Source organism: Pseudarthrobacter lactosi (assembly GCF_055412785.1).
This window is the reverse complement of the sequence record NZ_JBVAYS010000001.1, coordinates 823,385-848,318: the sequence shown is the minus strand read 5'-3', so window position 1 is coordinate 848,318 and position 24,934 is coordinate 823,385. Positions and strand designations below refer to the sequence as shown.

Annotated in this window: 18 protein-coding genes, 2 tRNA genes and 1 riboswitch; of the genes, 15 read left to right on the top strand and 5 right to left on the bottom strand. The window is 64.4% G+C overall.

Annotated features, from left to right (window positions below; translation table 11 throughout):
* Positions 1–35: 35 nt before the first annotated feature.
* Positions 36–109 (bottom strand) — tRNA-Gly (locus ACZY0Q_RS03885).
* Positions 110–256: 147 nt separating this feature from the next.
* Here ACZY0Q_RS03885 and ACZY0Q_RS03880 point away from each other — a divergent pair.
* The 6 genes from ACZY0Q_RS03880 (at position 257) to ACZY0Q_RS03855 (ending at position 5,511) form a co-directional block, all read left to right on the top strand.
* Positions 257–331 (top strand) — tRNA-Pro (locus ACZY0Q_RS03880).
* 86 nt (positions 332–417) lie between these two features.
* Positions 418–1,821: a trigger factor gene (gene tig / locus ACZY0Q_RS03875; RefSeq protein ID WP_463914879.1), complete on the top strand. Its 1,404-nt coding sequence runs from the start codon at positions 418–420 to the stop codon at positions 1,819–1,821.
* Positions 1,822–2,045: 224 nt separating this feature from the next.
* On the top strand, positions 2,046–2,669 hold the full coding sequence (locus tag ACZY0Q_RS03870) for an ATP-dependent Clp protease proteolytic subunit (protein ID WP_463916244.1): 624 nt from the start codon (positions 2,046–2,048) through the stop codon (positions 2,667–2,669).
* 36 nt (positions 2,670–2,705) lie between these two features.
* Complete coding sequence (locus tag ACZY0Q_RS03865) at positions 2,706–3,365, top strand: ATP-dependent Clp protease proteolytic subunit (protein ID WP_185260774.1); 660 nt, start codon at positions 2,706–2,708, stop codon at positions 3,363–3,365.
* A 181-nt stretch (positions 3,366–3,546) separates the two neighbouring features.
* Positions 3,547–4,827 carry an ATP-dependent Clp protease ATP-binding subunit ClpX gene (gene clpX / locus ACZY0Q_RS03860; protein ID WP_185260773.1) on the top strand — a complete coding sequence of 427 codons (1,281 nt, stop codon included), beginning with the start codon at positions 3,547–3,549 and terminating at the stop codon, positions 4,825–4,827.
* A gap of 69 nt (positions 4,828–4,896) precedes the next feature.
* Positions 4,897–5,511: a mycothiol-dependent nitroreductase Rv2466c family protein gene (locus tag ACZY0Q_RS03855; RefSeq protein ID WP_463914878.1), complete on the top strand. Its 615-nt coding sequence runs from the start codon at positions 4,897–4,899 to the stop codon at positions 5,509–5,511.
* 385 nt (positions 5,512–5,896) lie between these two features.
* Here ACZY0Q_RS03855 and valS read toward each other — a convergent pair whose 3' ends face one another.
* Positions 5,897–8,515 (bottom strand): valine--tRNA ligase, encoded by a 2,619-nt coding sequence (gene valS / locus ACZY0Q_RS03850; protein ID WP_463914877.1) that lies wholly within the window; start codon positions 8,513–8,515, stop codon positions 5,897–5,899.
* 154 nt (positions 8,516–8,669) lie between these two features.
* Here valS and ACZY0Q_RS03845 point away from each other — a divergent pair, with 154 nt between their 5' ends.
* Positions 8,670–9,473 (top strand): SDR family oxidoreductase, encoded by an 804-nt coding sequence (locus ACZY0Q_RS03845; protein WP_463914875.1) that lies wholly within the window; start codon positions 8,670–8,672, stop codon positions 9,471–9,473.
* Between the two features lie 42 nt (positions 9,474–9,515).
* Here ACZY0Q_RS03845 and ACZY0Q_RS03840 read toward each other — a convergent pair whose 3' ends face one another.
* Together ACZY0Q_RS03840 and ACZY0Q_RS03835 are read right to left on the bottom strand one after the other, a co-directional pair.
* The gene (locus tag ACZY0Q_RS03840; protein WP_463914873.1) at positions 9,516–10,526 is read right to left on the bottom strand and encodes an endonuclease/exonuclease/phosphatase family protein; all 1,011 of its coding nucleotides are present in this window, start codon (positions 10,524–10,526) and stop codon (positions 9,516–9,518) included.
* A gap of 51 nt (positions 10,527–10,577) precedes the next feature.
* Positions 10,578–11,630 carry an endonuclease/exonuclease/phosphatase family protein gene (locus ACZY0Q_RS03835; protein ID WP_463914872.1) on the bottom strand — a complete coding sequence of 351 codons (1,053 nt, stop codon included), beginning with the start codon at positions 11,628–11,630 and terminating at the stop codon, positions 10,578–10,580.
* A 436-nt stretch (positions 11,631–12,066) separates the two neighbouring features.
* Between ACZY0Q_RS03835 and ileS the strand changes: the two genes are divergently transcribed.
* From ileS to ndk, 4 genes are read left to right on the top strand one after another with little or no spacing between them, the layout of a single operon-like run.
* Positions 12,067–15,417, top strand: coding sequence for an isoleucine--tRNA ligase (gene ileS, locus ACZY0Q_RS03830; protein ID WP_463914871.1), 3,351 nt, complete (start codon positions 12,067–12,069; stop codon positions 15,415–15,417).
* Between the two features lie 3 nt (positions 15,418–15,420).
* Complete coding sequence (locus tag ACZY0Q_RS03825; protein ID WP_463914869.1) at positions 15,421–16,779, top strand: bifunctional folylpolyglutamate synthase/dihydrofolate synthase; 1,359 nt, start codon at positions 15,421–15,423, stop codon at positions 16,777–16,779.
* 2 nt (positions 16,780–16,781) lie between these two features.
* A complete protein-coding gene (locus ACZY0Q_RS03820; RefSeq protein WP_463914867.1) occupies positions 16,782–17,228 on the top strand; it encodes a DUF4233 domain-containing protein in 447 nt (148 codons plus the stop codon).
* Positions 17,229–17,266: 38 nt separating this feature from the next.
* On the top strand, positions 17,267–17,686 hold the full coding sequence (gene ndk, locus ACZY0Q_RS03815; RefSeq protein WP_058932211.1) for a nucleoside-diphosphate kinase: 420 nt from the start codon (positions 17,267–17,269) through the stop codon (positions 17,684–17,686).
* Positions 17,687–17,830: 144 nt separating this feature from the next.
* Here ndk and ACZY0Q_RS03810 read toward each other — a convergent pair whose 3' ends face one another.
* Positions 17,831–18,505, bottom strand: a complete 675-nt coding sequence (locus ACZY0Q_RS03810) for a vitamin K epoxide reductase family protein (RefSeq protein WP_463914865.1) — start codon at positions 18,503–18,505, stop codon at positions 17,831–17,833.
* A gap of 455 nt (positions 18,506–18,960) precedes the next feature.
* Here ACZY0Q_RS03810 and ACZY0Q_RS03805 point away from each other — a divergent pair, with 455 nt between their 5' ends.
* The 4 genes from ACZY0Q_RS03805 to rpmA all read left to right on the top strand — a co-directional run bounded on the left by ACZY0Q_RS03805 (position 18,961) and on the right by rpmA (position 24,924).
* Complete coding sequence (locus tag ACZY0Q_RS03805) at positions 18,961–22,239, top strand: Rne/Rng family ribonuclease (protein WP_463914863.1); 3,279 nt, start codon at positions 18,961–18,963, stop codon at positions 22,237–22,239.
* A 100-nt stretch (positions 22,240–22,339) separates the two neighbouring features.
* A riboswitch (TPP riboswitch) is annotated at positions 22,340–22,437 on the top strand.
* Positions 22,420–24,018, top strand: a complete 1,599-nt coding sequence (gene thiD / locus ACZY0Q_RS03800) for a bifunctional hydroxymethylpyrimidine kinase/phosphomethylpyrimidine kinase (RefSeq protein WP_463914861.1) — start codon at positions 22,420–22,422, stop codon at positions 24,016–24,018. (Overlaps the previous riboswitch by 18 nt.)
* Before the next feature lie 272 nt (positions 24,019–24,290).
* Positions 24,291–24,599 carry a 50S ribosomal protein L21 gene (gene rplU / locus ACZY0Q_RS03795; RefSeq protein ID WP_018773353.1) on the top strand — a complete coding sequence of 103 codons (309 nt, stop codon included), beginning with the start codon at positions 24,291–24,293 and terminating at the stop codon, positions 24,597–24,599.
* A 61-nt stretch (positions 24,600–24,660) separates the two neighbouring features.
* On the top strand, positions 24,661–24,924 hold the full coding sequence (gene rpmA / locus ACZY0Q_RS03790; RefSeq protein ID WP_056340543.1) for a 50S ribosomal protein L27: 264 nt from the start codon (positions 24,661–24,663) through the stop codon (positions 24,922–24,924).
* Positions 24,925–24,934 lie beyond the last annotated feature (10 nt).

The following is a 24,934-nucleotide window of genomic DNA, read 5'->3' as shown; positions in this document are numbered from 1 at the left end:
ATGCAGGGCCCGTCAGCGACGGGCCCTGCATTGTGTGGAGGGGACGACGGGAATCGAACCCGCATCATCAGTTTGGAAGACTGAGGCTTTACCACTAAGCTACGTCCCCGGAAAATACACCTCAGCTGTTGCATCAGGCTGTACTGTGTTTCTTCGGGCTGGCTGTTGAAGCCGGATACAACTAAACCTAATGCATGCCCCACGTGTCAAATGTGCAAAGAACGCCCGGATGAACGTAGACTTGCCTGTGCACTTACGGGGTGTAGCTCAGCTTGGCTAGAGCACCTGCTTTGGGAGCAGGAAGTCGCAGGTTCAAATCCTGTCACCCCGACTCTGCGGCTCGGGCCGTGCATACGGCCCGGGCAAGAAAACTGCGTTTGCAGAAACCCATCCCACAAACCCAGGAGTACTTAGACCGTGAAGAGCGCTGTCGAGAACCTCACCCCCACGCGGGTCAAGCTCAATGTTGAGGTCCCTTTTGAGGAATTGAAGCCCAGCATCGACGAGGCATACAAGACTGTTGCTTCGCAGATCCAGGTCCCTGGCTTCCGTAAGGGCAAGGTCCCGTCCAAGCTGATCGATCAGCGCGTTGGCCGCGGCTACGTGCTGGAGACGGCCATCAACGAAGGCCTCAACGGCTGGTACCAGGCTGCAGTCCAGGAATCCGGCATCCGGCCCCTGAGCCGTCCCGAGGTTGAAATCACCGAAGTTCCGGACCCCAGCTCCACGGACGGGGAACTGAAGTTCCACGCCGAGGTTGATATCCGCCCGGAGATCGAACTCCCGGACTACGCCGGCATCAAGGTCGAGGTAGCTGCAGCGGAATCCTCCGATGAAGACGTTGAGAAGGCCCTGGATGAACTGCGCGGCCGCTTCGGCACGCTGAAGTCCGTGGACCGCCCGGCCGCCGATGGCGACTTCCTGACCATCGACATCACCGCCACCATTGACGGTGCCGACGTTGATTCCGCGTCCGGCCTGTCCTACCAGGTGGGCACCGAAACCATGCTCGAGGGCCTGGACGAGGCCGTCACCGGCCTCAGCGTTGACGAAGACGCCATCTTCGAAACCACCCTGGTGGGCGGTGACCATGCCGGCGAGTCCGCCCAGGTGAAGGTTGTTGTCAAGGCCGTCAAGGAGCGCGAGCTTCCGGAAGCCAACGACGACTTCGCCCAGCTGGCCTCCGAGTTCGACACGCTGACCGAACTCCGCGAGGACCTGGCCAAGCAGGCTGCCGACTCCAAGGTTGTTGAGCAGGGCGTAGAGGCCCGCGACAAGGTCCTGGACAAGCTCGTTGAACTCGTCCAGGTTCCGGTTCCGGACTCCGTGGTCGAAGAGCAGGTCGAAGCCCACTTCAAGGAGGGCAACGGCCACGGTGAAGGCGAGCACGACACCGAGGAGCACCGCGAAGAGGTCAAGGCCAACACCGCCCGCGCCTTCCAGAACGAAGTCATCCTCGACGCCATCGCCGAAAAGGAAGAAGTCAACGTCAGCCAGGCTGAGCTGATCGACTACATCGTCAGCGCCGCCAGCCAGTACGGCATGGACCCGAACCAGTTCGCCCAGATCATCGATCAGAGCGGCCAGGTTCCCATGATGGTTTCCGAGGTCCGCCGCCGGAAGGCACTGGCTGTCGTCCTGGGCCAGGCCACTGTGACCGACTCTGACGGCAAGACTGTTGACCTCAGCGACTTCGTCCGCCCCGGCGGCGAAGACGAGGCTCCCGCTGTCGACGGTGAAGCCGCGACAAGCGCTGCTGAAGACACCAGCGCCGAGACCGAAGCCACCCCGAGTGACGACCCGGCAGCAGTGAAGTTCTAGCACGCCCCTGGCAGTGCGACTGATGGCAGCCCCCGGACCTACTGGTCCGGGGGCTGCCTTGGTTAACGGGCAGTTGCAGGGATCGTGCGCCGTCAGCGAACAGCGCGATTCCGGCGAACAAATCGGCCACTAAACCGGTTAGTGTCCAAGTAGTGAAGTTCAGTGATGTCACCGTCACCAGCGAGAGGTAAGTACACATGTCACAGCACGCAGAGGCCCCCCGGATGGCGACTGTAGATCCGGCCGGCCAGGACAACTACATCTACAACCGCCTCCTGAAAGAGCGCATCATCTGGCTGGGCTCCGAGGTGCGTGACGACAACGCCAACGCCATCTGCTCGCAGCTGCTGCTCCTGTCCGCCGAGAACCCGGAAAAGGACATCTACCTCTACATCAACTCTCCCGGCGGTTCCGTGACCGCAGGCATGGCCATCTATGACACCATGCAGTTCATTCCGAACGATGTGGTCACCGTCGCCACCGGCCTGGCAGCCTCCATGGGCCAGTTCCTGCTCTCCTCCGGCACCAAGGGCAAACGCTATGCCACCCCCAACGCCCGCGTCCTGATGCACCAGCCCTCCGGCGGCATCGGCGGCACGGCCTCGGACATCAAGATCCAGGCCGAGCTCATCCTTCACATGAAGAAGGTCATGGCTGAACTGACCGCGGATCAGACCGGACAGTCGGTGGAAACCATCCTCAAGGACAACGACCGCGACAAATGGTTCACCGCCACGGAAGCCCTCGAATACGGCTTCTTCGACAAGATCGCTGCCCACGCCGGCACCGTGGCCGGCGGCGGCGGAACCGCCAACGGCCCCTCCGGCGAGTCGGCATCCGAGAAGTAACCCGGCAATAGAACCTTTAGATCAGGAGCAACAAAAATGACTTACAACTTCGGATCGACTGCCGGTAACCTTCCGACCAGCCGCTACGTCCTTCCCCAGTTCGAAGAGCGCACGCCTTATGGCTTCAAGCGCCAGGACCCCTACACCAAACTGTTCGAGGACCGCATCATCTTCCTCGGCGTCCAGGTGGATGACGCCTCGGCCGACGACGTCATGGCCCAGCTGCTGGTCCTCGAGTCCACCGACCCGGACCGTGACATCACCCTGTACATCAACTCCCCGGGTGGCTCGTTCACCGCCATGACGGCGATCTACGACACCATGCAGTACATCCGGCCTGAAATCCAGACCGTCTGCCTCGGCCAGGCGGCCAGTGCCGCCGCGGTTCTGCTTGCCGCAGGCACCCCCGGCAAGCGTTTGGCGCTGCCCAACGCGCGTGTCCTGATCCACCAGCCGGCGCTGTCCGGCGGCCAGGGTGGCCAGGCTTCGGACCTCGAGATCCAGGCCGCGGAAGTTATGCGGATGCGCTCCTGGCTCGAGGACACCCTCGCACACCACTCCGGCCGCACCTCTGAGCAGGTCAACAACGACATCGAGCGCGACAAGATCCTGACCGCGGCTGATGCCCTGGAGTACGGCCTTATCGACCAGGTCCTTGATTCCCGCAAGATCAAGCCACAGGCAATTACCAGATAGTCCGGCTCTATCGGCGGCCGGTGCGGTCCCAGTTATTTGGACCGCACCGGCCTTCGCTTTCCACCCTTGGGCGCAATTGTGACCTAGAGTGGAAGATGTCACGGCCGGTCCTCCCAGGCCCGCTACGATTCCAGCAACGGTGCACAGCTGCCTGGCAGCAAGATACTAAAGGGGTTCACATATGGCTCGGATTGGCGAGAGCACGGATCTGCTGAAGTGTTCTTTCTGCGGAAAGAGCCAGAAGCAGGTACGCAAGCTCATTGCCGGGCCCGGTGTCTACATCTGCGACGAATGCATTGAACTCTGCAACGAGATCATTGAGGAAGAACTCGCGGAAGTCGCCGATCTGGGCAGCTTCGAACTGCCCAAGCCCCGCGAGATCTTTGACTTCCTGCAGGAATACGTCATCGGCCAAGAACCTGCGAAACGTTCCCTCGCCGTCGCCGTCTACAACCACTACAAACGGATCCAGGCCGGCCACGCCCCCAAGAGCGGCAGCCTCGCCGAGGGCGGCCACCACGACGACGTCGAAATCGCCAAGTCCAACATCCTTCTGATCGGCCCGACCGGCTGCGGTAAAACCTATCTGGCCCAGACATTGGCGCGGCGCCTGAACGTTCCGTTTGCCGTTGCCGACGCCACCGCGCTCACCGAAGCCGGCTATGTGGGTGAGGACGTGGAGAACATTCTCCTCAAGCTCATTCAGTCAGCGGACTACGACGTCAAGAAGGCCGAACAGGGCATCATCTACATTGACGAAATCGACAAGATTTCGCGCAAAAGCGAGAACCCCTCCATCACCCGGGACGTCTCCGGTGAGGGCGTGCAGCAGGCCCTCCTGAAGATCCTCGAAGGAACCGTGGCCTCGGTTCCGCCGCAGGGCGGACGGAAACACCCGCACCAGGAATTCATCCAGATCGACACCACGAACGTGCTCTTTATCGTGGCGGGCGCCTTTGCCGGGCTGGAAGAGATCATCGGTTCGCGCTCCGGGCGCAAGGGCATCGGCTTCGGTGCCCCGCTCAACGATGCCAGCAACAAGGTGGACTCCTACGGCGAAGTGATGCCCGAGGACCTGCTGAAATTCGGCCTCATCCCGGAATTCATCGGCCGCCTGCCCGTTATCACTACGGTCTCCAGCCTGGACCGGGATGCACTCATCCAGATCCTCTCCACGCCGAAGAACGCGCTGGTCAAGCAGTACCAGAAGATGTTCCAGATCGACGGCGTGGAACTCGTCTTTGATGAGGACGCCCTCAACGCCATCGCCGACCAGGCCCTGGAGCGTGGCACCGGTGCCCGCGGCCTCCGCGCCATCATGGAGGAAGTGCTGCTCCCGGTGATGTTCGACCTCCCCAGCCGCGAAGACGTGGCCAGCGTAGTCATCACCGCTGACGTTGTCCTCAGCAAGGCCGAGCCCACCCTCATTCCGCACGTGACCAAGCGACGCAAGTCCGCCTGACGCGTCCGCCACCCTGCCAGCCCCTTCCACCGTCCATCCCCGCACGCCCAGGAACCCGAGGACTCACGCATGACTGAAACAACCATCAACCAGGCCGACTTCTGGTTCGATCCGCTGTGCCCGTTCGCCTGGATCACCTCACGCTGGATCGGCGAAGTTGAGGCCGTCCGCGACATTGAGACCGTGTGGCATGTGATGAGCCTGGCCGTCCTCAACGAGGGGCGCGAACTGGACGCCGGCTACCGGGAGCTCATGGACAAGGCCTGGGGCCCGGTCCGGGTCATCATCGCGGCCCAGGAGCAGCACGGCGACAACGTGGTGAAGCCGCTCTACGACGCCATGGGCACACTGATCCACCTTGGCGGAGAAAAGGACTACGGCGTCGTCATCAGCAAGGCACTGGCCGAGTGCGGACTCCCGGCCAGCTTGGCGGACGTAGCCACCACGGACGCCTTTGACACCCAGCTGAGGGCCAGCCACGAGGAAGGCATCTCGTTGGTTGGCCAGGACGTCGGCACGCCGGTTGTTGCCTTCAATGGAACGGCCTTCTTTGGGCCGGTGCTGACCCGTATCCCGCGTGGCGAGCAGGCCGGCCAGTTGTGGGACGCCACCGTCACGCTTGCCTCCTACCCGCATTTTTTCGAGATCAAGCGGAGCCGCAGCGAACGCCCCGAATTCAACTGATGCCAGGCTGACGCAGACAGAAAAGAGCCCCGGACGAACTACTCTGATGTAGTTCGTCCGGGGCTCTTGCGCATCCAAACAGTCGGGACAACAATGGTTCTTACCCACTTCGAAAGAAGTGAGACGCAGGAACCAAGGATTCAGTGATATGTATCCGACGCAGCCATCGGCGAAGTCAGATGCAAGCTACCAGTGACGAGGTAGGAAGACCTGAAGATCCAAGGATCCTGCCAGACCATCAAAGACGTCACCAGGATGGCCGAAAAGTCGAAGCCCCACCAACGGCAAAACGCTGATGGGGCTTCCCCTTTGCCCAAAAACAGCCGGCCCAAGACAGCCGACCCCAAAAACAGGAATGCTGCCCCGGAACGGGACCTGAATCCGGTCAGGCCTTGGGCTGTTCCTCCGGAGCGGCCAGCACCACGTCGCTGACTGTCAGCTCGCCGTCGCCCGCCACAAGGGTCAGCTCGCGGGCGTTTGAGGCTGCCTTCAGGTCGCCAAGTCCCGCCTTCAGCTGCGTGGTAAGGGATTCCGAGGCGGTGATGGTCGCGGAAAGAACCTCGGTCCGCTGCTTGACCTTGGCTTCGGACTTCGCCTTGCGGACACCGCTCAGGGCCGTGCCAACGGTGGCAAGCAGGGTGGTGTCGCCGTCCACATCCACTGCGGTGGGCCACTGGGCAACGTGTACGGAGCCGTTGCGCCACCAGCCCCAGACCTCTTCAGTGGCGAAGGGCAGGAACGGGGCGAACAGGCGGAGCAGTGTGTCCAGGCTGGTGGCAAGTGCTGCCAGGACGGATGCCTGCTCAGCGTCGCCGGCGGCACCGTAGGCGCGGTCCTTGATGAGCTCCACGTAATCGTCCGTGAACTGCCAGAAGAAGCTCTCGGTGATCTGCAGGGCGCGGGCGTAGTCGTAGTTCTCGAACGCCTTGGTGGACTGACGCACCACCTCGGCCAGCTGGGCCAGCACCGCGCGGTCCAAGGGATTCGTGAGGACCGAAAGATCGGTGGAGACCACTGAATTCTCCGTCGCGCCCAGGTTCAGGACGAACTTTGAGGCGTTCAGCAGCTTGATGGCCAGGCGGCGGCCGATCTTCATCTGCGCGATTTCGTAGGCCGTGTCCGCGCCGAGCTTGGCGGACGTGGCCCAGTAACGGACAGCGTCTGAACCGAATTCTTCCAGCACATCGGTGGGAACCACCACGTTGCCCTTGGACTTGGACATCTTCTTACGGTCCGGATCCAGGATCCAGCCAGAGATGGCGGCGTGCTTCCACGGCGCGGCGTGCTGCAGCGCATCAGCCTGGACCACCGAGGAGAACAGCCAGGTACGGATGATGTCGTGGCCCTGGGGGCGCAGGTCAAACGGGAACACCTTGGCGAAGAGGTCCTCGTCCCGGCTCCAGCCGCCCACAATCTGCGGCGTCAGCGAAGACGTGGCCCACGTGTCCAGAATGTCGGAGTCACCGGCGAAGCCACCGGGAACACCGCGCTGGGCTTCGTCGTAACCCGGTGCGGCATCGGCCGCGGGGTCAACGGGCAGCTGTTCATCCTGAGGCACGATCGGAGCGTCGTACTGCGGGTTGCCTTCGGCATCCAGCGGGTACCAGACGGGGATGGGCACACCAAAGAAGCGTTGGCGGGAGACGAGCCAGTCGCCGTTCAGCCCCGAGATCCAGTTCTCGTAGCGGGACCGCATAAAGGCGGGGTGGAAGTCGATCTCGTGGCCGCGCGCGATCAGGCGTGCGCGGCGCTCTTCGTCGCGGCCACCGTTGCGGTAGTACCACTGGCGTGAGGTGACCACTTCGAGGGGCTTGTCGCCCTTTTCGTAGAAGTTCACGGGGTGCATGATCTTCTTCGGTTCGCCGTCGATCAGGTCTTCGGCGGCCAGGAGCTCCACTACGGCTTCCTTGGCGCTGAAGACGGTCTTGCCTGCGATGGCTTCGTAGGCGGTGCGGCCTGCGTCGGTGGTGATCCAGTCCGGGGTCTCGCCGATGATCCGTCCGTCCCGGCCAACAATGGCGCGGGTGGGCAGCTGCAATTCGCGCCACCAGGTGACGTCGGTGAGGTCACCGAAGGTGCACACCATGGCGATGCCGGAGCCCTTGTCCGCCTTGGCCAGCGCGTGGGCCTTGACCTCAACCTCAACACCAAAGACCGGCGACGTGACCTTCTTGCCGAACAGCGGCTGGTACCGCTCGTCGTCGGGGTTTGCCACCAGCGCCGCACAGGCCGCCAGCAGTTCGGGACGCGTGGTCTCGACGTAGATCTTTTCGCCGTCTTCGGTGAAGAACGGGTAGCGGTAGTACGCACCGGCGACTTCGCGGTCTTCGAGTTCCGCCTGAGCCACGGCCGTGCGGAAGGTAATGTCCCACAGGGTTGGCGCCTCGGCCATGTAGGCGTCGCCGGCTGCCAGGTTGGCCAGGAAAGCGCGCTGGGAGACTTCGCGGGAGGCGTCGTCGATAGTCCTGTACGTCAGTTGCCAGTCCACGGAAAGGCCGAGCTGCTGGAACAGGCTTTCGAAGACCTTCTCGTCCTCCACAGCCAGCTCTTCACACAGTTCGATGAAGTTCCGGCGGGAAACGACGTCGAAATCGCGCTGGTTCTTGGCTGGCTCGGCCGGCGCGCGGTAGCCGGCGTCGTACGGGATGGCCGGATCGCAGCGCACGCCGTAGTAGTTCTGCACGCGGCGCTCGGTGGGCAGGCCGTTGTCATCCCAACCCATCGGGTAGAACACGTTCTTGCCGATCATGCGCTGGTAGCGGGCCAGCACGTCCGTCTGCGTAAAGGAGAACATGTGCCCCACATGCAGGGAGCCTGACGCGGTGGGCGGGGGAGTGTCGATCGAGTAGACCTGCTCCCGGGTGGTGTCCGGGTTGAACTTGTAGGTCCCTTCGGCAAGCCAGCGCTGCGTGAGGGCAGCTTCGAGCCCCTCAAGGGCGGGCTTGTCCGGAACGTTGATAGGGGCGGTGGAGGGCGTGTCTGTACCCTGAGTGTCTTCAGCCATCTGGCAATTGTTTCATGGTCTGTTGACATCGCGGCACGGAGCCTGCCCCCAGCATGCGGGAGGCGGGCGCAACCGCGGAAACTTTTGGGACGCCGGGGTGTTACTCGAGTTCATAGTCAAGCGCCGGTGGCGGAGCTGCCGTTAGGGTGGTGCCATGACTGAGGATTCACGCAACGCGACAGCATCAGGCCACGCTTCACCAAGCGATTCACTCCAGAACAGGGCGGCCATCGTTACCGGCGCCAGCACCGGCATCGGCGAGGCGACCGTACGGGCATTGCGGGCGGAAGGCTGGACTGTGTTCGCTGTGGCTCGCCGCGCCGAACGGCTGGCCGCGCTGGAAGCTGAAACAGGCGCCGTCGGAATTCCTGCTGACATCGCCGAGGACGACGACGTCGCCCGGCTGCTTGCCCGCGTCACCTCGGCGGGCGGTGTGGGGACGCTCATCAACATCGCCGGCGGGGCTCGCGGCGCTGATCTGGTGGGCGCTGCCAACACCGAGGACTGGGAATGGATGTTCCGGGTCAACGTCATCGGCACCATGAAGCTCACCCGGGCGTTCCTGCCGATGCTCCGCGCCAACGGTGAGGGGACTGTCCTGAACCTGACGTCGACCGCCGGACTCGTGGCCTACGAGGGCGGCGGCGGCTACAACGCCGCCAAGTTTGCCCAACACGCACTCACCGGTGCGCTCCGGCTGGAAGAGGCGGAGCACAACATCCGCGTCATCGAGGTAGCCCCCGGACTGGTCCGCACCGAAGAGTTCGCGCTCAACCGGCTGGGCGACAAGGGCGCTGCTGAGAGGATCTACCAAGGCGTGGAGAAGCCCCTGACTGCGGCCGACGTGGCAGACGTGGTGCGCTACGCGGTCAGCGCGCCGCACCACGTCAACCTGGACCAGATTGTGATCCGACCGGTTGCCCAGGCCGCCACCCACAAGCTGATCCGGAAGGGGTGAACTGATCCGCTGTGGCTTATCCGGGGACTTCTTGACGGTCGCTTAGCCTGCCGGGACGGCGAGCGTGGCCAGGACAGCCGCGTGGTCCGTGCCCGGCACCCGCTGGACCTGGTATCCGGTGCTCCCTACCAGCGGCGTGGTCACCAGGTGGTCGATGGCGATCCCGGGCAGCCGCGGACCCTCCATCGGCCAGGTGGGCACCAGCCGGGATCCTGACGCCATCCCCACGTCAACCAGTTCCGCACCGTCCGGGGCCGCGGCAAGCAGCGCCCGGAACTCAGCGTGGTCATAGGTGGCGTTGAAGTCACCCATCAACAGCCTGTTGCCGGGACGTTCCGCCAGCCGACCCACGGCCGCCAGGTCGCTGCGCCACTGGTCAACTCTGACATCAACCGGCGGTAGCGCATGGACGTTCGTGACTTCCAGGACAGCTGCAGATCCGCCGGTGGTGGCTGTAAGCCGCACGGTTGGCATCCGGAACGGCGTGTCCGGGAGGATGCCCACCAGTTCGAGGGGATAACTGGAGTACACCGCGCTGCCGGCACCGTCATCCGTGGGATCGCTGATCCGGTGGGTCAGGAGCCGGTCCAGGCCCTCGGTGCTCAGCCGGTCCTCCAAGGCCTGCGAATGCTCCTGCACCGTCAGCAGGCCTACGCGGTTGTCCTTGACCAGTTGCACGATGCGGGCCGCGTCCGCCTGGCCGAACTCCGAGTTGATGTTCATCGCCGTTAGTTCCACCGTGGCTCCAGCGCTGACAGCAGCACCGGCAGCGGCGGCAGGGCGCGCCGCATCGAAGGGGAAGAGCCAGAAGACCTGGCACAGCAGAAGCGCTCCGGCGGACACCAGAAGCCACCTGCTCCGGCCCGCAACGGCCAGGATCGTGGCCAGCGCAGCGGGTACCGCAAGCCACGGGGTGAAGGACAGCAGCTGGACCGCGAGCACCGGCCAGTCGGCCGGAATCGCCCGGAACACGGACAGTACCAGGACAGGCAGGACAGCCAAGAACGCCAGCCAGCGGCAGGCAATGCTGAGAAAGCCGTGGGCGGAAGTCATGGGTCCGAGTCTAGGCACAGACGTGCCTGTTTGGCGGGAGTCAGGCAGCTATCAGGGAACCGCGAGCTCTGCAACGACGGCGGAGTGGTCGGTGCCGGGAACAGTGATGGTCGCAAAAGCCCTGACCTCGATGTCCGGGGTTACGAGGACATGGTCCAGCGCTACGAACGGCGGGATGCCGGATCCGGACGGCCAAGTTGGTGCCAGGCCCCTTCCGGCCGCTTGGGCTGCATCCTTAAGCCCGGTGGCCAGAAGCTCCCGGAACTCGCGGTGGTCGTGGCCAGCATTGAAATCGCCCAGCAGGATGGCCGGCGAACCGGGCAGTGCCCGCTGGAGATCTCCCAGCTGCCGGAGTTCTTTCCGCCAAAACGGTGTATGCCCCGGCCGGGGCGAGTCTATGTGCACGGCCGTCACGTGGATGCCACCGGATGTGCCGGGAATGGCCGCCCTGGCCCTGCTTTGGTAAAAACTGCTTTCCGGTACCCGTGCGGAGGAGTCCAGCGGAAACCGGGAAAGGATTGCGCTGCCCGTGCCTGCCCAGTCGACGTCCAGCGCACGGTACGGGAATTGGGCGGCCAGCCCAGCAGCCGCGAGGGCTTCCAGCCCTGGCGGGGCGAGCTCCGGCAGGGCCAGGATGTCGATGTTCCTGGAGCGGGCCAGCGAGAGCAGCGCGCCGGCATCAACGCCCCCTGAGCCCACATTGAGGGCCATCACCGTCACCGTCCGGCCGGTGCCGGGGGAGTCAGCCGGCGCTGCAGCCTGAAGATCCGTTGTTGTTCCCCCGGCTGACATAACGCGCGGCGCGACCACCAGCAGCTGCAGCAGCAGTACCGCTGTCACAAGTGCGGCGAGGATAGTCCGGGTGGGCCGGGGATCCAGGCACACGGCAACGATTGCTATCCCACATGCTGTCGCCGTGGGCAGCACGCTGGCGGGAAACAGGGACAGCAGCTGGATCCACGGAGTGCCGATGTCCCACGGGATCCAACGCAGAACTACCAGCGCAGTGCCCGGCAGGCACAGGATTGCCGCAGCAGCCCAGCAGAACCAAGCGCTGACGCGCCGGAACCCTTTGCCCTGCCTGCGCATACCGGCCGTCTGCATATGGTTCATTATTCGGGGCAGGCACGCATCCTCCAATGACTTGGCGCCCTAAATCTGCCCCGATCCTCAACCGAGTCCCCAGCCTGGTCCCGGTGCGGGGGCGCGGGTGTGAGGGAATGGCGGTAGACGGGCAGGCGATAGTAGACTCAAACATGGCTATGACCCGGCGATCACCGGTGAGCTTCCGGAAGAACGCACTGACCACCAGGGATCTGGCAGCCGGTGTTACTAGAACCGGACGGGTAAGCCCGTCACAGCAGTAATGAGCGGCCGGCGCAACAACAGCTCCCCAGTGAGCGTGGTGGAGTGCCGGTAAGTGAGGTGGTACCGCGGTCAGCGTGCAGTCCCAGGACAGCACACGAGCCGTCCTCGCATCCTGAACGGAACCAGTCAGCAGCGGCTGAATGGTTCACCAGCTCAACCCAGGATGTCGAGAATGACGTATTACCCCAAAGCCTCAGCCTCCCCTTCGGCTGCCGTTTCGAGCGGTGCTGCCGCCGGTGTCTCCCACTCCGTGAAGTTCCCGGAGATTGAAGAGCGCATCCTGAAGTACTGGGACGAGGACGGCACTTTCCAGGCCAGCATCGACCAACGTAGCGCCGACGCCCCCGGCGGGCAGCCGGGCAGCAACGAATTCGTCTTCTATGACGGTCCTCCGTTCGCCAACGGCCTGCCGCACTACGGCCACCTCCTGACCGGGTACGCCAAGGACCTCGTGGGCCGCTACCAGACCCAGCGCGGCCGCCGCGTGGAACGCCGCTTTGGCTGGGACACCCACGGCCTGCCGGCTGAGCTGGAAGCCATGAAGCAGCTGGGCATGACGGACAAGACCCAGATCGAGACCATGGGCATCGACAAGTTCAACGACGCCTGCCGTGCCTCTGTGATGAAGTACGCCGATGAGTGGAAGAGCTACGTCACCCGCCAGGCCCGCTGGGTGGACTTCGACAACGACTACAAGACGCTCAACGTCGAATACATGGAATCGGTCCTCTGGGCGTTCAAGCAGCTGCACGAAAAAGGCCTGACCTACAACGGCTACCGCGTGCTGCCGTACTGCTGGAAGGACGAAACGCCGCTGTCCAACCATGAACTGCGCATGGACGACGACGTCTACAAGAACCGCCAGGACCAGACTGTCACGGTGACGTTCGCCATCACGGAAGGGGAGTCGGAGCTCTCGAAGCAGCTCGCCGGCGTCCAGGCGCTCGCCTGGACCACCACACCCTGGACGCTGCCCACCAACCTGGCGCTCGCCGTCGGGCCCTCCATCACCTACGCTGTGCTCCCCGCCGGACCCAACGGAGTCAAGGCTGCTTCGCCGGACGCCCCGGTTACCGGAAGCTTCCTCCTTGCCGCCGACCTGCTGGCCGCGTACGCCAAGGACCTGGGCTATGAGGATGTGGATTCCGCCGAAGCCGCCGTGACGGCAACCCACACCGGTGCTGAACTTGCCGGCCTGTCCTACGAGCCGCTGTGGAACGACTTCCGCGACGACGAAAAGTATGGGACACAGAACGCCTGGCGCTTCCTCGTGGCGGACTACGTCACCACCACCGACGGCACCGGCATTGTCCACCAGGCGCCGGCCTACGGTGAGGACGACCAGAAGGCTTGTGAAGAGGCCGGCATCCCGGTAGTTCTGTCCGTGGATGAAGGCGCCAAGTTCCTGCCGCTGTTCAGCCACGGCGACCTGCACGACATCGTGGGCCTTCAGGTGTTCGAGGCCAACAAACCCATCACCCAGGTGCTGCGCGCGCAGGGCCGGCTGGTCCGCCAGGCCAGCTACGAGCACAGCTATCCGCACTGCTGGCGCTGCCGCAACCCCCTGATCTACCGCGCCGTGTCCTCCTGGTACGTGGAGGTCACCAAGTTCAAGGACCGGATGTCCGAACTGAACCAGGAGATCAACTGGATCCCCGGGAACGTCAAGGACGGCCAGTTCGGCAAATGGTTGGCCAACGCCCGTGACTGGTCCATCAGCCGCAACCGCTACTGGGGCAGCCCCATCCCGGTGTGGCAGTCCAGCGACCCCGAGTACCCCCGCACCGACGTCTACGGCTCCCTGGCCGAAATCGAGGCCGACTTCGGCCGCCTGCCGCTGAACAAGGCCGGCCAGGTCGACCTGCACCGGCCGTTCATCGACGAACTGACCCGCCCCAACCCGGACGACCCCCGGACCCCCGAAGACGGGCAGTCCGTGATGCGTCGGGTGGAGGACGTCCTGGACGTCTGGTTCGACTCCGGCTCCATGCCGTACGGCCAGGTGCACTACCCGTTCCAGAACGAAGCCTGGTTCGACACGCACAACCCGGCGGACTTCATCGTGGAGTACATCGGCCAGACCCGCGGCTGGTTCTACATGCTGCACATCCTGTCCACCGCACTGTTTGACCGGCCGGCCTTCCGGAATGTCATCAGCCATGGCATCGTGCTCGGCTCGGACGGGCAGAAGATGTCCAAGAGCCTGCGCAACTACCCGGACGTCTCCGAAGTCCTGGACCGCGACGGCTCTGACGCCATGCGCTGGTTCCTGATGTCCAGCCCCATCCTGCGCGGCGGCAACCTGGTGGTCACGGAACAGGGAATCCGCGACGGCGTCCGCCAGGTCATACTGCCGCTGTGGAACGTTTACAGCTTCTTCACGCTGTACACCAACGCCGCGAACGCCGGTGCCGGATACGAGGCGAAACTGCGCTACGACGGCTACGCCGACACCCTTGACCAGTACCTGCTGGCCAACACCGGCGACCTGGTCCGCAACATGACCGCCCAGCTGGACAGCTACGACATCTCCGGCGCCTGCGACGAACTGCGCAGCTACCTGGACATGCTCACGAACTGGTACGTCCGACGCAGCCGCCAGCGCTTCTTTGATGAGAGCGCTGATGCGTTCGATGCGCTCTACACGGCACTGGAGACCGTGTCCCGCGTGGCCGCCTCGCTGCTGCCGCTGGTCTCCGAGGAGATCTGGCGCGGCCTCACCGGCGGCCGCTCCGTGCACCTGGCCGACTGGCCGGACGCTGACCTGTTCCCGGCCAACGCTTCGTTGGTGGAAGCGATGGACCGTGTGCAGCAGATCTGCTCCACCGGATCCTCGCTGCGCAAGGCCGCCAACCTGCGCGTGCGGCTCCCGCTGCAGGAACTGACCGTTGTGGCACCCGGCGCGGATGCGCTGGGAGGCTTTGCCGCCGTCGTCGCCGATGAACTGAACCTGCGCTCCGTCCGCCTGCTCGACGCCGAGAGCGCCTCCCCGGAGGAGTTCGGCATCGAGCAGAAGCTCGTGGTCAACGCCCGTGCCGCGGGACCGCGCCTGGGCAAAAACGTCCAGCAGGCCATCAAGGGTGCCAAATCCGGTGACTGGTCAGTCCAAACAATCGACGGTGTCGACGGAGTCGTTGTTGCGGGCGGGCTGGAGCTGGAGCCGCAGGAGTACACGCTGGAGACGGTGGTGGCGGGGGCAGAGGGCGGTACTGCGGTTGCAAGAAAAGCAGTAGCAGTCCTTCCAGGCGGAGGCTTCGTGGTCCTGAACACCGAGGTCACGCCCGAACTTGAGGCCGAGGGCACTGCACGCGACATGGTCCGCGCCATCCAGCAGGCACGCAAGGACGCCGGACTGAACGTGAGCGACCGGATCCGGACCACCGTTACGGCCGTTCCCACCGTGCTCGATGCCCTGTTGGCCAACGCCGAACTGGTCAAAACCGAAACGCTGACCCTCGAGCTGGCCACAGTTCCGGCCGAGTCAGGCGAACCACGCATCACCGTCGAAAAAGCAGAGGCCTGAGCCATGACTGACGAATTCTCCGTGGAAAGTGTCTACGCCGAGCTGCTGGGGCGTGCACCGGAAAACAAGATGGAGCCACGTCTCGCGCCGCTGTTCCGGGCGATGGATGTACTGGGGGAGCCCAACAAGGCGTTTCCGATCATCCATGTGACCGGCACCAACGGCAAGACCTCCACCGCCCGGATGATTGAGGCCGGGCTGCGCGCCCACGGCCTGAGCACCGGCCGCTACACCAGCCCGCATCTGTCCAAGGTCACCGAACGGATCAGCATCGACGGCCACCCCGTCTCTGACGCAACGTTCGTCCGGATCTGGGACGAGATCCGCCCGTACCTGCAGATCGTCGACGACGAACTTACCGCTGCGGGGGAGCCCCGGCTGACGTACTTCGAGTGCCTGACCATCCTGGGGTTCGCGATCTTCGCGGACCAGCCAGTCAACGTGGCCGTGATCGAGGTGGGCTTGGGCGGCATCACCGATGCCACCAACGTGGGCGACGGCCTGGTTTCGGTGGTCACCCCCATCTCCCTGGACCACACCGACCTGCTGGGCGATACCACCGAGGAGATTGCCTACGAGAAGGCCGGCATCATCAAGCCCGGCGGCTACCTCATCAGCGCCTCGCAGCCCGTTGATGCTGCTCAGGTGCTGCTCGAGAAAGCCAAGGAAGTGGCAGTCCCGTTCCGGTTCGAAGGCGTGGAGTTCGGCGTCGAATCCCGGACCGTTGCCGTGGGTGGCCAGGTGGTGAGCATCCAGGGCATCGCCGGCCGGTACCCGGAACTGTTGCTGCCGCTGCACGGCGCCCATCAGGCCCAGAACGCTGCCGTCGCGGTGGCAGCCCTCGAAGCGTTCTTCGGCGGCGAAAAGGAACTCGACTTCGAGGTGCTCCAGGAAGCCTTCGCGTCCGTCACGTCCCCGGGCCGCCTTGAAGTTGTCCGCACGGCGCCCACAATCATCGTGGACGCGGCGCACAACCCGGACGGCATCAGGGTCTCGGCCGAAGCCATCCAGGAGGCCTTTAGCTTCACCCGGCTGGTGCCGGTAGTGGGAGTCCTGAAGGAGAAGGACGCCGAAGAGATCCTGCGCCAGCTCAAGGAATCCTTGGGCGAGATCGCCCAGGAATACTGCTTCACGCAGTCCAACTCGCCGAGGGCAGTGCCCGCGGCCGAACTGGCCGAACTGGCCGTCGAAATGGGCTTCGGAGAAGACAATATCCACATTGCTGAGAAGCTCGACGACGCCCTCGAATGGGCTGTGGAACGCGCTGAAGCCAATGACGACCTCTCCGGCGGCGTCCTGGTCACAGGTTCCATTACCTTAGTGGCCGAAGCCCGGATCCTGCTCGGAAAGACGGAGGCCTAGCCGTGGCCAAGCTGACCAAGGCCCAGCGTGAATGGCAGCCGGGAATGCCCAAGAAGCGCCGGTCCACCAAGGTGATGTTTGCCTCGACCGTCCTGCTGCTTGAAGCGTTTGTCGTCTTTTTCGCCACGTTGGCCGTCTTTGGTCTGAAGCGCGGCGAGTTTCCGCCGGCGCTGATCCTGGGGATCGGCATCGCGCTGAGCGCCGTGATGATCCTGGCTTGCGCGGTCTTGTCCAAGCCCTGGGGCGTGGGACTTGGCTGGATCCTGCAGATTGTGCTCATCCTGACGGGCATCGTTGAGCCCATGATGTTCCTGGTCGGCGCGCTGTTCGGCATGGCTTGGTGGTACGGAATCCGCACCGGCATCAGGATCGATTCCGAAGCCGCAAAGCGCGAACGCGAACAGGCCGAGTGGACGGCTTCGCACAGGGACGCCCCGGAAGCCTCGTAGAATTGTCCCGAAACCACCCATTACGCATTGGAGCAGCTATGACCATTGAGCGCACCCTGGTACTGATCAAGCCCGACGGCGTTGCCCGCAACCTGAGTGGCGCCATCCTGGGCCGCATTGAGGCCAAGGGCTACACCCTGGCTGAACTGAAGAAGGTCGACGCCAGCCGGGAACTGTTGGAGCAGCACTACGAAGAGCACGTGGGCAAGCCGTTCTACGAGCCCCTTGTTGAATTTATGCTCAGTGGACCGGTTGTGGCCGCGATCTTCGAAGGCCACCGCGTCATTGAAGGCTTCCGTTCCCTGGCCGGGACCACCGACCCCACCACTGCCGCCCCTGGCACCATCCGTGGCGACTTCGGCCGCGACTGGGGCCTGAAGGTCCAGCAGAACCTGGTGCACGGCTCCGACTCCGTGGACTCGGCCGAGCGCGAAATCAAGATCTGGTTCCAGGACTAAGTCCCGCCCGCCCACTTAGGGCGCGAACGTACACTTGAGGCCCTGGTTTCTTAGGAAACCAGGGCCTCAAGTGTACGTTCGCGCTGTGGGGTGCTGTGGGCTGTTTGGGGTGCTTTGGGTTGCAAAGCCGGCTGCGGGCCAGCGTTAGAAGCCCGAGGTTCCGGCAAACACCTGGATGAAGGCGAAGAAGATGGTGGCGATGACCGCCACGTACAGCAGAGCCGTGATGATCCAGCCTGATTCGCCCAGCACACGTGCAGCACCGGACGGGACGGGGATAATTCCGTGGACGACGTTGCGGACGGTTACCCAGACGAAGAGCGGGATCATCGCGGCCCAGACGATCATGCAGAACGGGCACAGGATGCGGATGTCGTAAAGGGCCTGGGACCAGAGCCACACCACAAAAGCGAAGCCGAGCGTGACGCCGGCCTGAAGTCCTGCCCAGTACCAGCGGGCGAACGTGGCGCCGGACAACAGGGCCATGCCCACGGTGATGATGATGGCGAACGCCACGATGCCAATGAACATGTTGGGGAACCCGAACGCAGAGCTCTGCCAGGTCTGCATGACCTGGCCGCAGGAGATCCAAGGATTAACGTCGCAGGCTGTGACGTGATTCGGGTCCTCGAGGACCGCGAGCTTTTCCAGGACCAGGGTTCCCGAGGCCAGCCAGCCGATGGCGCCGGTGATGACCATCAGCCAGCCGAACGGCCGGTTCCGTGCCATCGGCGGCACAGTCCCTGGTGTGGCGGGCAACGGCTCCGCCGCAATGGAGGCAGCCGGCGTGTCAGTGCCGTGGGAGGAAATGCTGGGCATGGTGTGTGGCGTCCTTTGCTTCGGGTGCTCCTTGCCCCGATTGTAACGCCGCTGGCTGGAAGCAGCATTCAGTCGGGCACTCACATACTGATCCGTTTGCCCTTGCTTCCGCCGTCTTTGAGCCCGGGTGTGAGAGAATGATCATGGCTGGAGGCCGACCCACATTCGGACTCCGGTCCGGTGGCTTGTTTCAAGACCGCCAATGATGAGCAGGGCAGGCTTCGGATTCTCTGATCCGGCTTCCCGCAATTCCATTGGTCGGCACCTGGTTGTGGCGTGTAGAACAACGGGTTTCAGGACACAGCCGACGGCTCCCACGGGCTGCCGCACCCCTCTGTCGGTGCGAACCTGGGAGTATCCACTTGACTTCTGTCAACGCCCGCGGGTTTTGACAAATATGTGCCCCAATGGGTGCCGGATGTGGCGGTACGTCAGGGGCAGGAGTGTTGCCACATATGGAAAACGAACAAGCACCAGCCGTTAATGATGACGCCGTCGAGGCTGCGGAAGCGCCCAAGAAGGTCACCCGGACTCGTCGGAAGGCAGCGCCAAAGGCTGCGGAGGCCGCGCCGCTGAATGACGCCGCCGAGGCTGAGCCTGCGGCGGACACGGCGCCCGAGCCCAAGGCGCCGGTTCGCCGGACCCGCGCACGCAAGAAGGTGGACACCGCCGAGCCGTTACCGGCGTTCGCTGCTGAAGTGCAGGAAGCACCTGCCGCCGTCGTTACCGAGACCGTCGTAGAGCCCGCCGTCATCGAACCTGCGGCCGAAGCGGCAGCCCCTGAGGCTGCAGCGGAGACCAAACCTGTCCGACGCCGCCGCGTGGCCACGCGCAAAACCTCGGCCCCCGACGTCGCCCCCGCGGCCGCAGAACAATCAGCTGCTGAGGAGCAGGCAGCCCCCGAAGCTGCAGCAACGCCGGCCCCGGAGGCAGGGGAAGCCGCAGCTGCGGAGGCCACCGCGCCCGTCACGGCCGCCGCCCCGGCCAAGTCTGCTGCCGCCGCGCCGGCTGAAGAGCCGACTGCTGCCGAGCCTGCCAGCCCGTTCAGTTCCCTGTTCCTTGAGCCGGCGTCCACCACGTCGGTGCTTTTCCAGGCTCCTGACCTCAGCACCGTGGTCCGCCCCGCACCGGTTGCAGCCGCGGTTGAAGAGCCGGAGGAGGACGACGCCGAAGACGGTGAAGCGGACGACGCCAACGGCCGCCGCAGGCGCCGCAGCCGTGGTCGCCGCGGACGCAGCCGCACCGGCGAAAGTGATGCCGACGGCGATAGCGAAGGTGACGACGGCGCAGCCGAAGAAACCGATGACGAATCCGCCGGGCAGGCCGACGAAGGCGTGACGTCCCGTCGTCGTCGTCGCCGCCGCCGTGGCGACCAGGACCTGGAACTGACCGGAGGGGAAGGCGACGACCCGCCCAACACGGTGACCCGCGTCCGCGCACCCCGCGCCGCCGCGGAAGCGCCGGTCAATAACCGCGTCACGTCCGTCAAGGGTTCCACCCGCCTCGAAGCCAAGAAGCAGCGCCGCCGCGAATCCCGCGACACCGGCCGCCGCCGCACCGTCATCACCGAGGCCGAGTTCCTGGCCCGCCGTGAATCAGTTGACCGGCAGATGATCGTCCGCCAGCGCGACGACAGAATCCAGATCGCCGTCCTCGAAGACGGCGTCCTGGCCGAGCACTTTGTCTCCAAGACCCAGCAGGACTCCCTGATCGGCAACGTCTACCTTGGCAAGGTGCAGAACGTCCTGCCGTCCATGGAAGCGGCGTTTGTTGACATCGGACGCGGCCGCAACGCCGTCCTGTATGCCGGTGAAGTGAACTGGGAGGCCGTGAACCTCGAGGGCAAGCAGCGCCGTATCGAAAACGCGCTCAAGTCCGGAGACACCGTCCTGGTCCAGGTCACCAAGGACCCCGTGGGCCATAAGGGTGCACGCCTGACCAGCCAGATCTCGCTTCCCGGCCGCTACCTCGTATATGTGCCCGGCGGCTCCATGACCGGCATTTCCCGCAAACTGCCCGACGTCGAGCGCAACCGCCTCAAGCGCATCCTCAAGGACCGCCTCCCGGAGCACGCCGGAGTCATCGTCCGCACCGCTGCCGAAGGCGCCTCGGAAGAGGAGCTCACGCACGACATCAACCGGCTGCGCGCGCAGTGGGAGGGCATCGAAAGCCAGTCCACGTCCACCAAGATCCTCGCCCCGGAACTGCTCTACGGCGAACCTGACCTCACCATCAAGGTGGTCCGTGACGTCTTCAACGAGGACTTCTCCAAGCTGATCGTCTCCGGCGAAGAGGCCTGGGACACCATCGAGGCCTACGTCACCTACGTTGCCCCGGACCTCGTGGGCCGCCTGGAAAAGTGGACCAAGGACACTGACATCTTCGCGGCGTGGCGGATCGACGAGCAGATCCACAAAGCCCTGGAACGTAAGGTCTTCCTGCCCTCGGGCGGCTCGCTGGTCATCGACCGCACCGAAGCCATGACAGTGGTGGACGTCAACACCGGCAAGTTCACCGGCAGCGGCGGCAACCTCGAAGAAACCGTCACGAAGAACAACCTTGAGGCAGCTGAAGAGGTTGTCCGGCAGCTCCGGCTCCGCGACATCGGCGGCATCATCGTTATCGACTTCATCGATATGGTCCTCGAATCCAACCGAGACCTGGTTCTCCGCCGTATGGTGGAGTGCTTGGGCCGCGACCGGACGAAGCACCAGGTTGCCGAAGTGACCTCGCTGGGACTCGTGCAGATGACGCGAAAGCGCATGGGCACCGGGCTCCTGGAAGTCTTCGGGGAGCAGTGTGAAACCTGTGCAGGCCGCGGAATCGTCACCCACGACGACCCCGTGGAACACCGCCGCGCCAACATCGTAGCCGCTGAGCACCACGTGCAGCGGGTGGACAGCCGGCAGGAACCCCGCATCAACGATCAGCGCACCGACAACACGCGCACGGACAGCCAGCGCCCGGACAGCCAGCCGGGTGGCCGCAATGACCGGAAGCGCCGCCGCGGACGTGGCGGCCAGCCGCTGGAAACGGCGCCGGCAGCTCCGGTCCAGATCCACACGGTCCACCCGGAACCCAGTGATGCCGAGCGCCATGCGAAGGCTGAGGCCACGCGGGCCGCGCTTGCGAACATTGCGGCCGCAGCCCATGCTGCGCACCTGCACGACGACGAAGTTGCCCACGCATCAGCAGCAGCGGTACAGACTCCCGCTGCGGCGGTGCCGGCTGAGCGGCCTGAGACGGACTCCAACGGCCGCCCGGCCGCTGTGCTGACGTTCGGCGGCGAGCAGGTGGTACTGCCGTTCGTAGCGCATCACGAGGACCAGGCGCACGCACCTGCTTTGACGCTTGACCGCCTCGCGGAGGCCTTCGCCCACCTTGGCGAGCCGGCCCCTGTAGCGGAAAGCACGCCATCGGCGGCCCGGTCAACGGACAGCCAGCCGGCCGAAGCTGCCCGTCAGCAGCAGCCGGCCGTGGCGGAGAAGGATTACTCGGACCACACCGAGGAGCCGCGCGCCCGTCGTCCCCGGCGGAACCGGAGTGCCAGCCGTGCCCAGGGCGCAGCCAACGCGACCTCCGTGGAGCATCACGAAGCCGTTACGGCGGCTGCCGTCGGACACACCCACGCCGCGAAGGCCCCGGAGCCCATCAATGCTGCTGTGGCCGACAAGCCAGCGGCCACGGACGCGCCCATCATCCTGGGTGTAGGGGTTCCGGCCTCGGAGCTCTGACTAACAGCAGGGCAAGCCACCACAACGGCGCCCGGACGTACCCGTGAATTACGGGCTGCGTCTGGGCGTCCGGCGTTAAGTCCTGAGGAACGCTAGGCTGGTGATCGACACGGGGTGCCGCGCAGAGTGCCGGCTGAGATCCACACCCGTTGAACCTGTCCGGTTAGCACCGGCGAAGGGATGTCTCCTTTGGCTTCAACTTCTGTCCTTCCTCCTGCACCGCCCGCGGCTGCTCTGTCGAAATTCTCTGCCAACCAGGTTGAGGTCCAGCCGGCGCCAGGCCTGTCTGCCAAGGTCCCGGTGCTCCGTGACGTCCCGCGGGTGCTGTCCATTGCCGGATCAGACCCGTCAGGTGGCGCGGGGATCCAGGCCGATCTCAAGAGCATTGCGGCCCTTGGCGGCTATGGCATGGCGGCCATCACGGCCCTGACAGTCCAAAACACGCAGGGGGTCCGGGCGGTTCACGTCCCCCCGGCATCCTTCCTGGGCCAGCAGCTCGATGCCATCAGCGACGACATCACCATCGACGCGGTCAAGATCGGCATGCTGGGCGACGCTGCGGTGATTGGCGTGGTCCGTGACTGGCTGGAAAAGGTGCGTCCCGCCGTCGTCGTTCTTGATCCGGTGATGGTGGCCACGAGCGGTGACCGGCTGCTGCAGGAGTCTGCTGAGGCAGCCCTGCGGGAGATTCTCCCGCTCGCGGACCTGATCACCCCCAACCTGGCCGAATTGGCCATCCTGGTAGGGGAGCCGCAGGCACGGGGCTGGCCTGATGCGCTCGGACAGGGGCAGCGGTTGTCCGCCGCGACCGGTGCCACCGTCCTGGTCAAGGGCGGCCATCTCGACGGCGGGGACTGCCCGGATGCCTTGGTCAACGCCGCCGGGCTGCTCGCCCACGACGTAGTGGAAGTGAGCGGGGACAGGATCCCCACCCGCAACAGCCACGGCACCGGCTGCTCGCTGTCGGCGGCCATGGCCACGGCCCAGGCCAGACTGGGAGACTGGGAAGCCACCCTCCGGCAAGTGAAGCCTTGGCTGATCGGCGCGCTGCAGGCCGCCGACCAACTGGAGGTGGGGACGGGCAACGGCCCCATCAACCACTTCCACCACATGCAACAGGTTCCGGGAGCCAGCGAATTCGCACAGACGCTGCGGCGGGCGGCGGAGCCGGAACTTGTGGCTATCTACGGGCTGGATTTCATCCGCGATCTGGAGGCCGGCACGCTGGCTGAGGAACAGTTCGCCTATTACCTCGCCCAGGATGCCATCTACCTCAACGGTTATTCGCGGGTCCTGGCCCGGGCCAGTGCGCTGGCGCCCACGGAAGCCGCCCAGCTGTTCTGGGCAAAATCTGCCCGGCAATGCCTTGAGGTCGAATCCGAACTGCACCGCACGTGGCTGAGTACCAGGACTGTGGACTCCGTCCTTGGACCTGTCACCAAGTCTTATGTGGACCACCTGCTGGCTGCCTCAGCCTCCGGCAGCTATGCGGTCCTTGTCGCGGCGGTGCTGCCGTGCTTCTGGCTGTACGCCGAGGTGGGACGGTCCCTCCACACAGAGTTCCTGGCGGCCGGTGCACCGGCGGCGCATCCCTATGCCGACTGGCTGCGGGCCTATGCTGACGAGGACTTCGCGCAGGCCACCCGCGAGGCGATCGCCTTGGCCGACGACGCCGGCCGGAGTGCATCCGCAGATGAACGTGCGGCGATGCTCGTGGCGTTCAGGCACTCGTGCCGGTTCGAGGTGGAATTCTTCGACGCGCCGCGAATTCATTCCTGACAGTCTGGGGCCCGCGTGGCCTGTACGATAGTCAGGCACGGTTTTAGATTGTCAGTGCAGTACCTGCTTGTGGGTCCTATCACAGACAACCGACCGTAACCAGCCTCATTTGCGGCCGAAGGCAAAATTAGCGTATTCTAGATCTTCGGTGCTTACGCCAACACTTGGGTTACGACCCCACGGCGTTGAGGCACAGCGAGAACCCAGCCAAATATGGAATCGGGTTCAGCACGCAAATTTAGTAATAAACGTCGAGAGAAGTGAGTTCCCAAGTGGTGTACGCGATTGTCCGCGCAGGCGGCCGCCAAGAGAAGGTTTCCGTTGGAGACTTCGTTACCCTGAACCGCGTCCCCGGTGGAGCCGGCAGCACTTTTGAGTTGCCCGCACTGCTCCTGGTAGACGGTGACAAAGTCACCTCTGCTGCTGCGGACCTGGCCAAGGTAACGGTTACGGCTGAGATCCTCGAAGACCTCCGTGGTCCGAAGATTGTCATCCAGAAGTTCAAGAACAAGACCGGTTACAAGAAGCGCCAGGGTCACCGTCAGGAATTGACCAAGGTCAAGATCACGGGTATCAAGTAACTCTCCGTTACTGTTCAGGTTCTTCAGCAGATTCCCCAGAATTTAAAGGCAGGCATTTCAAATGGCACATAAAAAAGGCGCGAGTTCCACTCGCAACGGTCGTGACTCCAACGCCCAGTACCTCGGCGTCAAGCGCTTCGGCGGCCAGGTAGTTTCCGCAGGCGAGATCATCGTCCGCCAGCGTGGCACCCACTTCCACCCGGGCGCCGGCGTTGGCCGAGGCGGCGACGACACACTGTTCGCCCTGGCCCCGGGAGCCGTCCAGTTCGGCACCCGCCGCGGTCGCCGCGTAGTTAACATCGTTGCTGCTGCAGCTGCAGAGTAACAAATAGTTC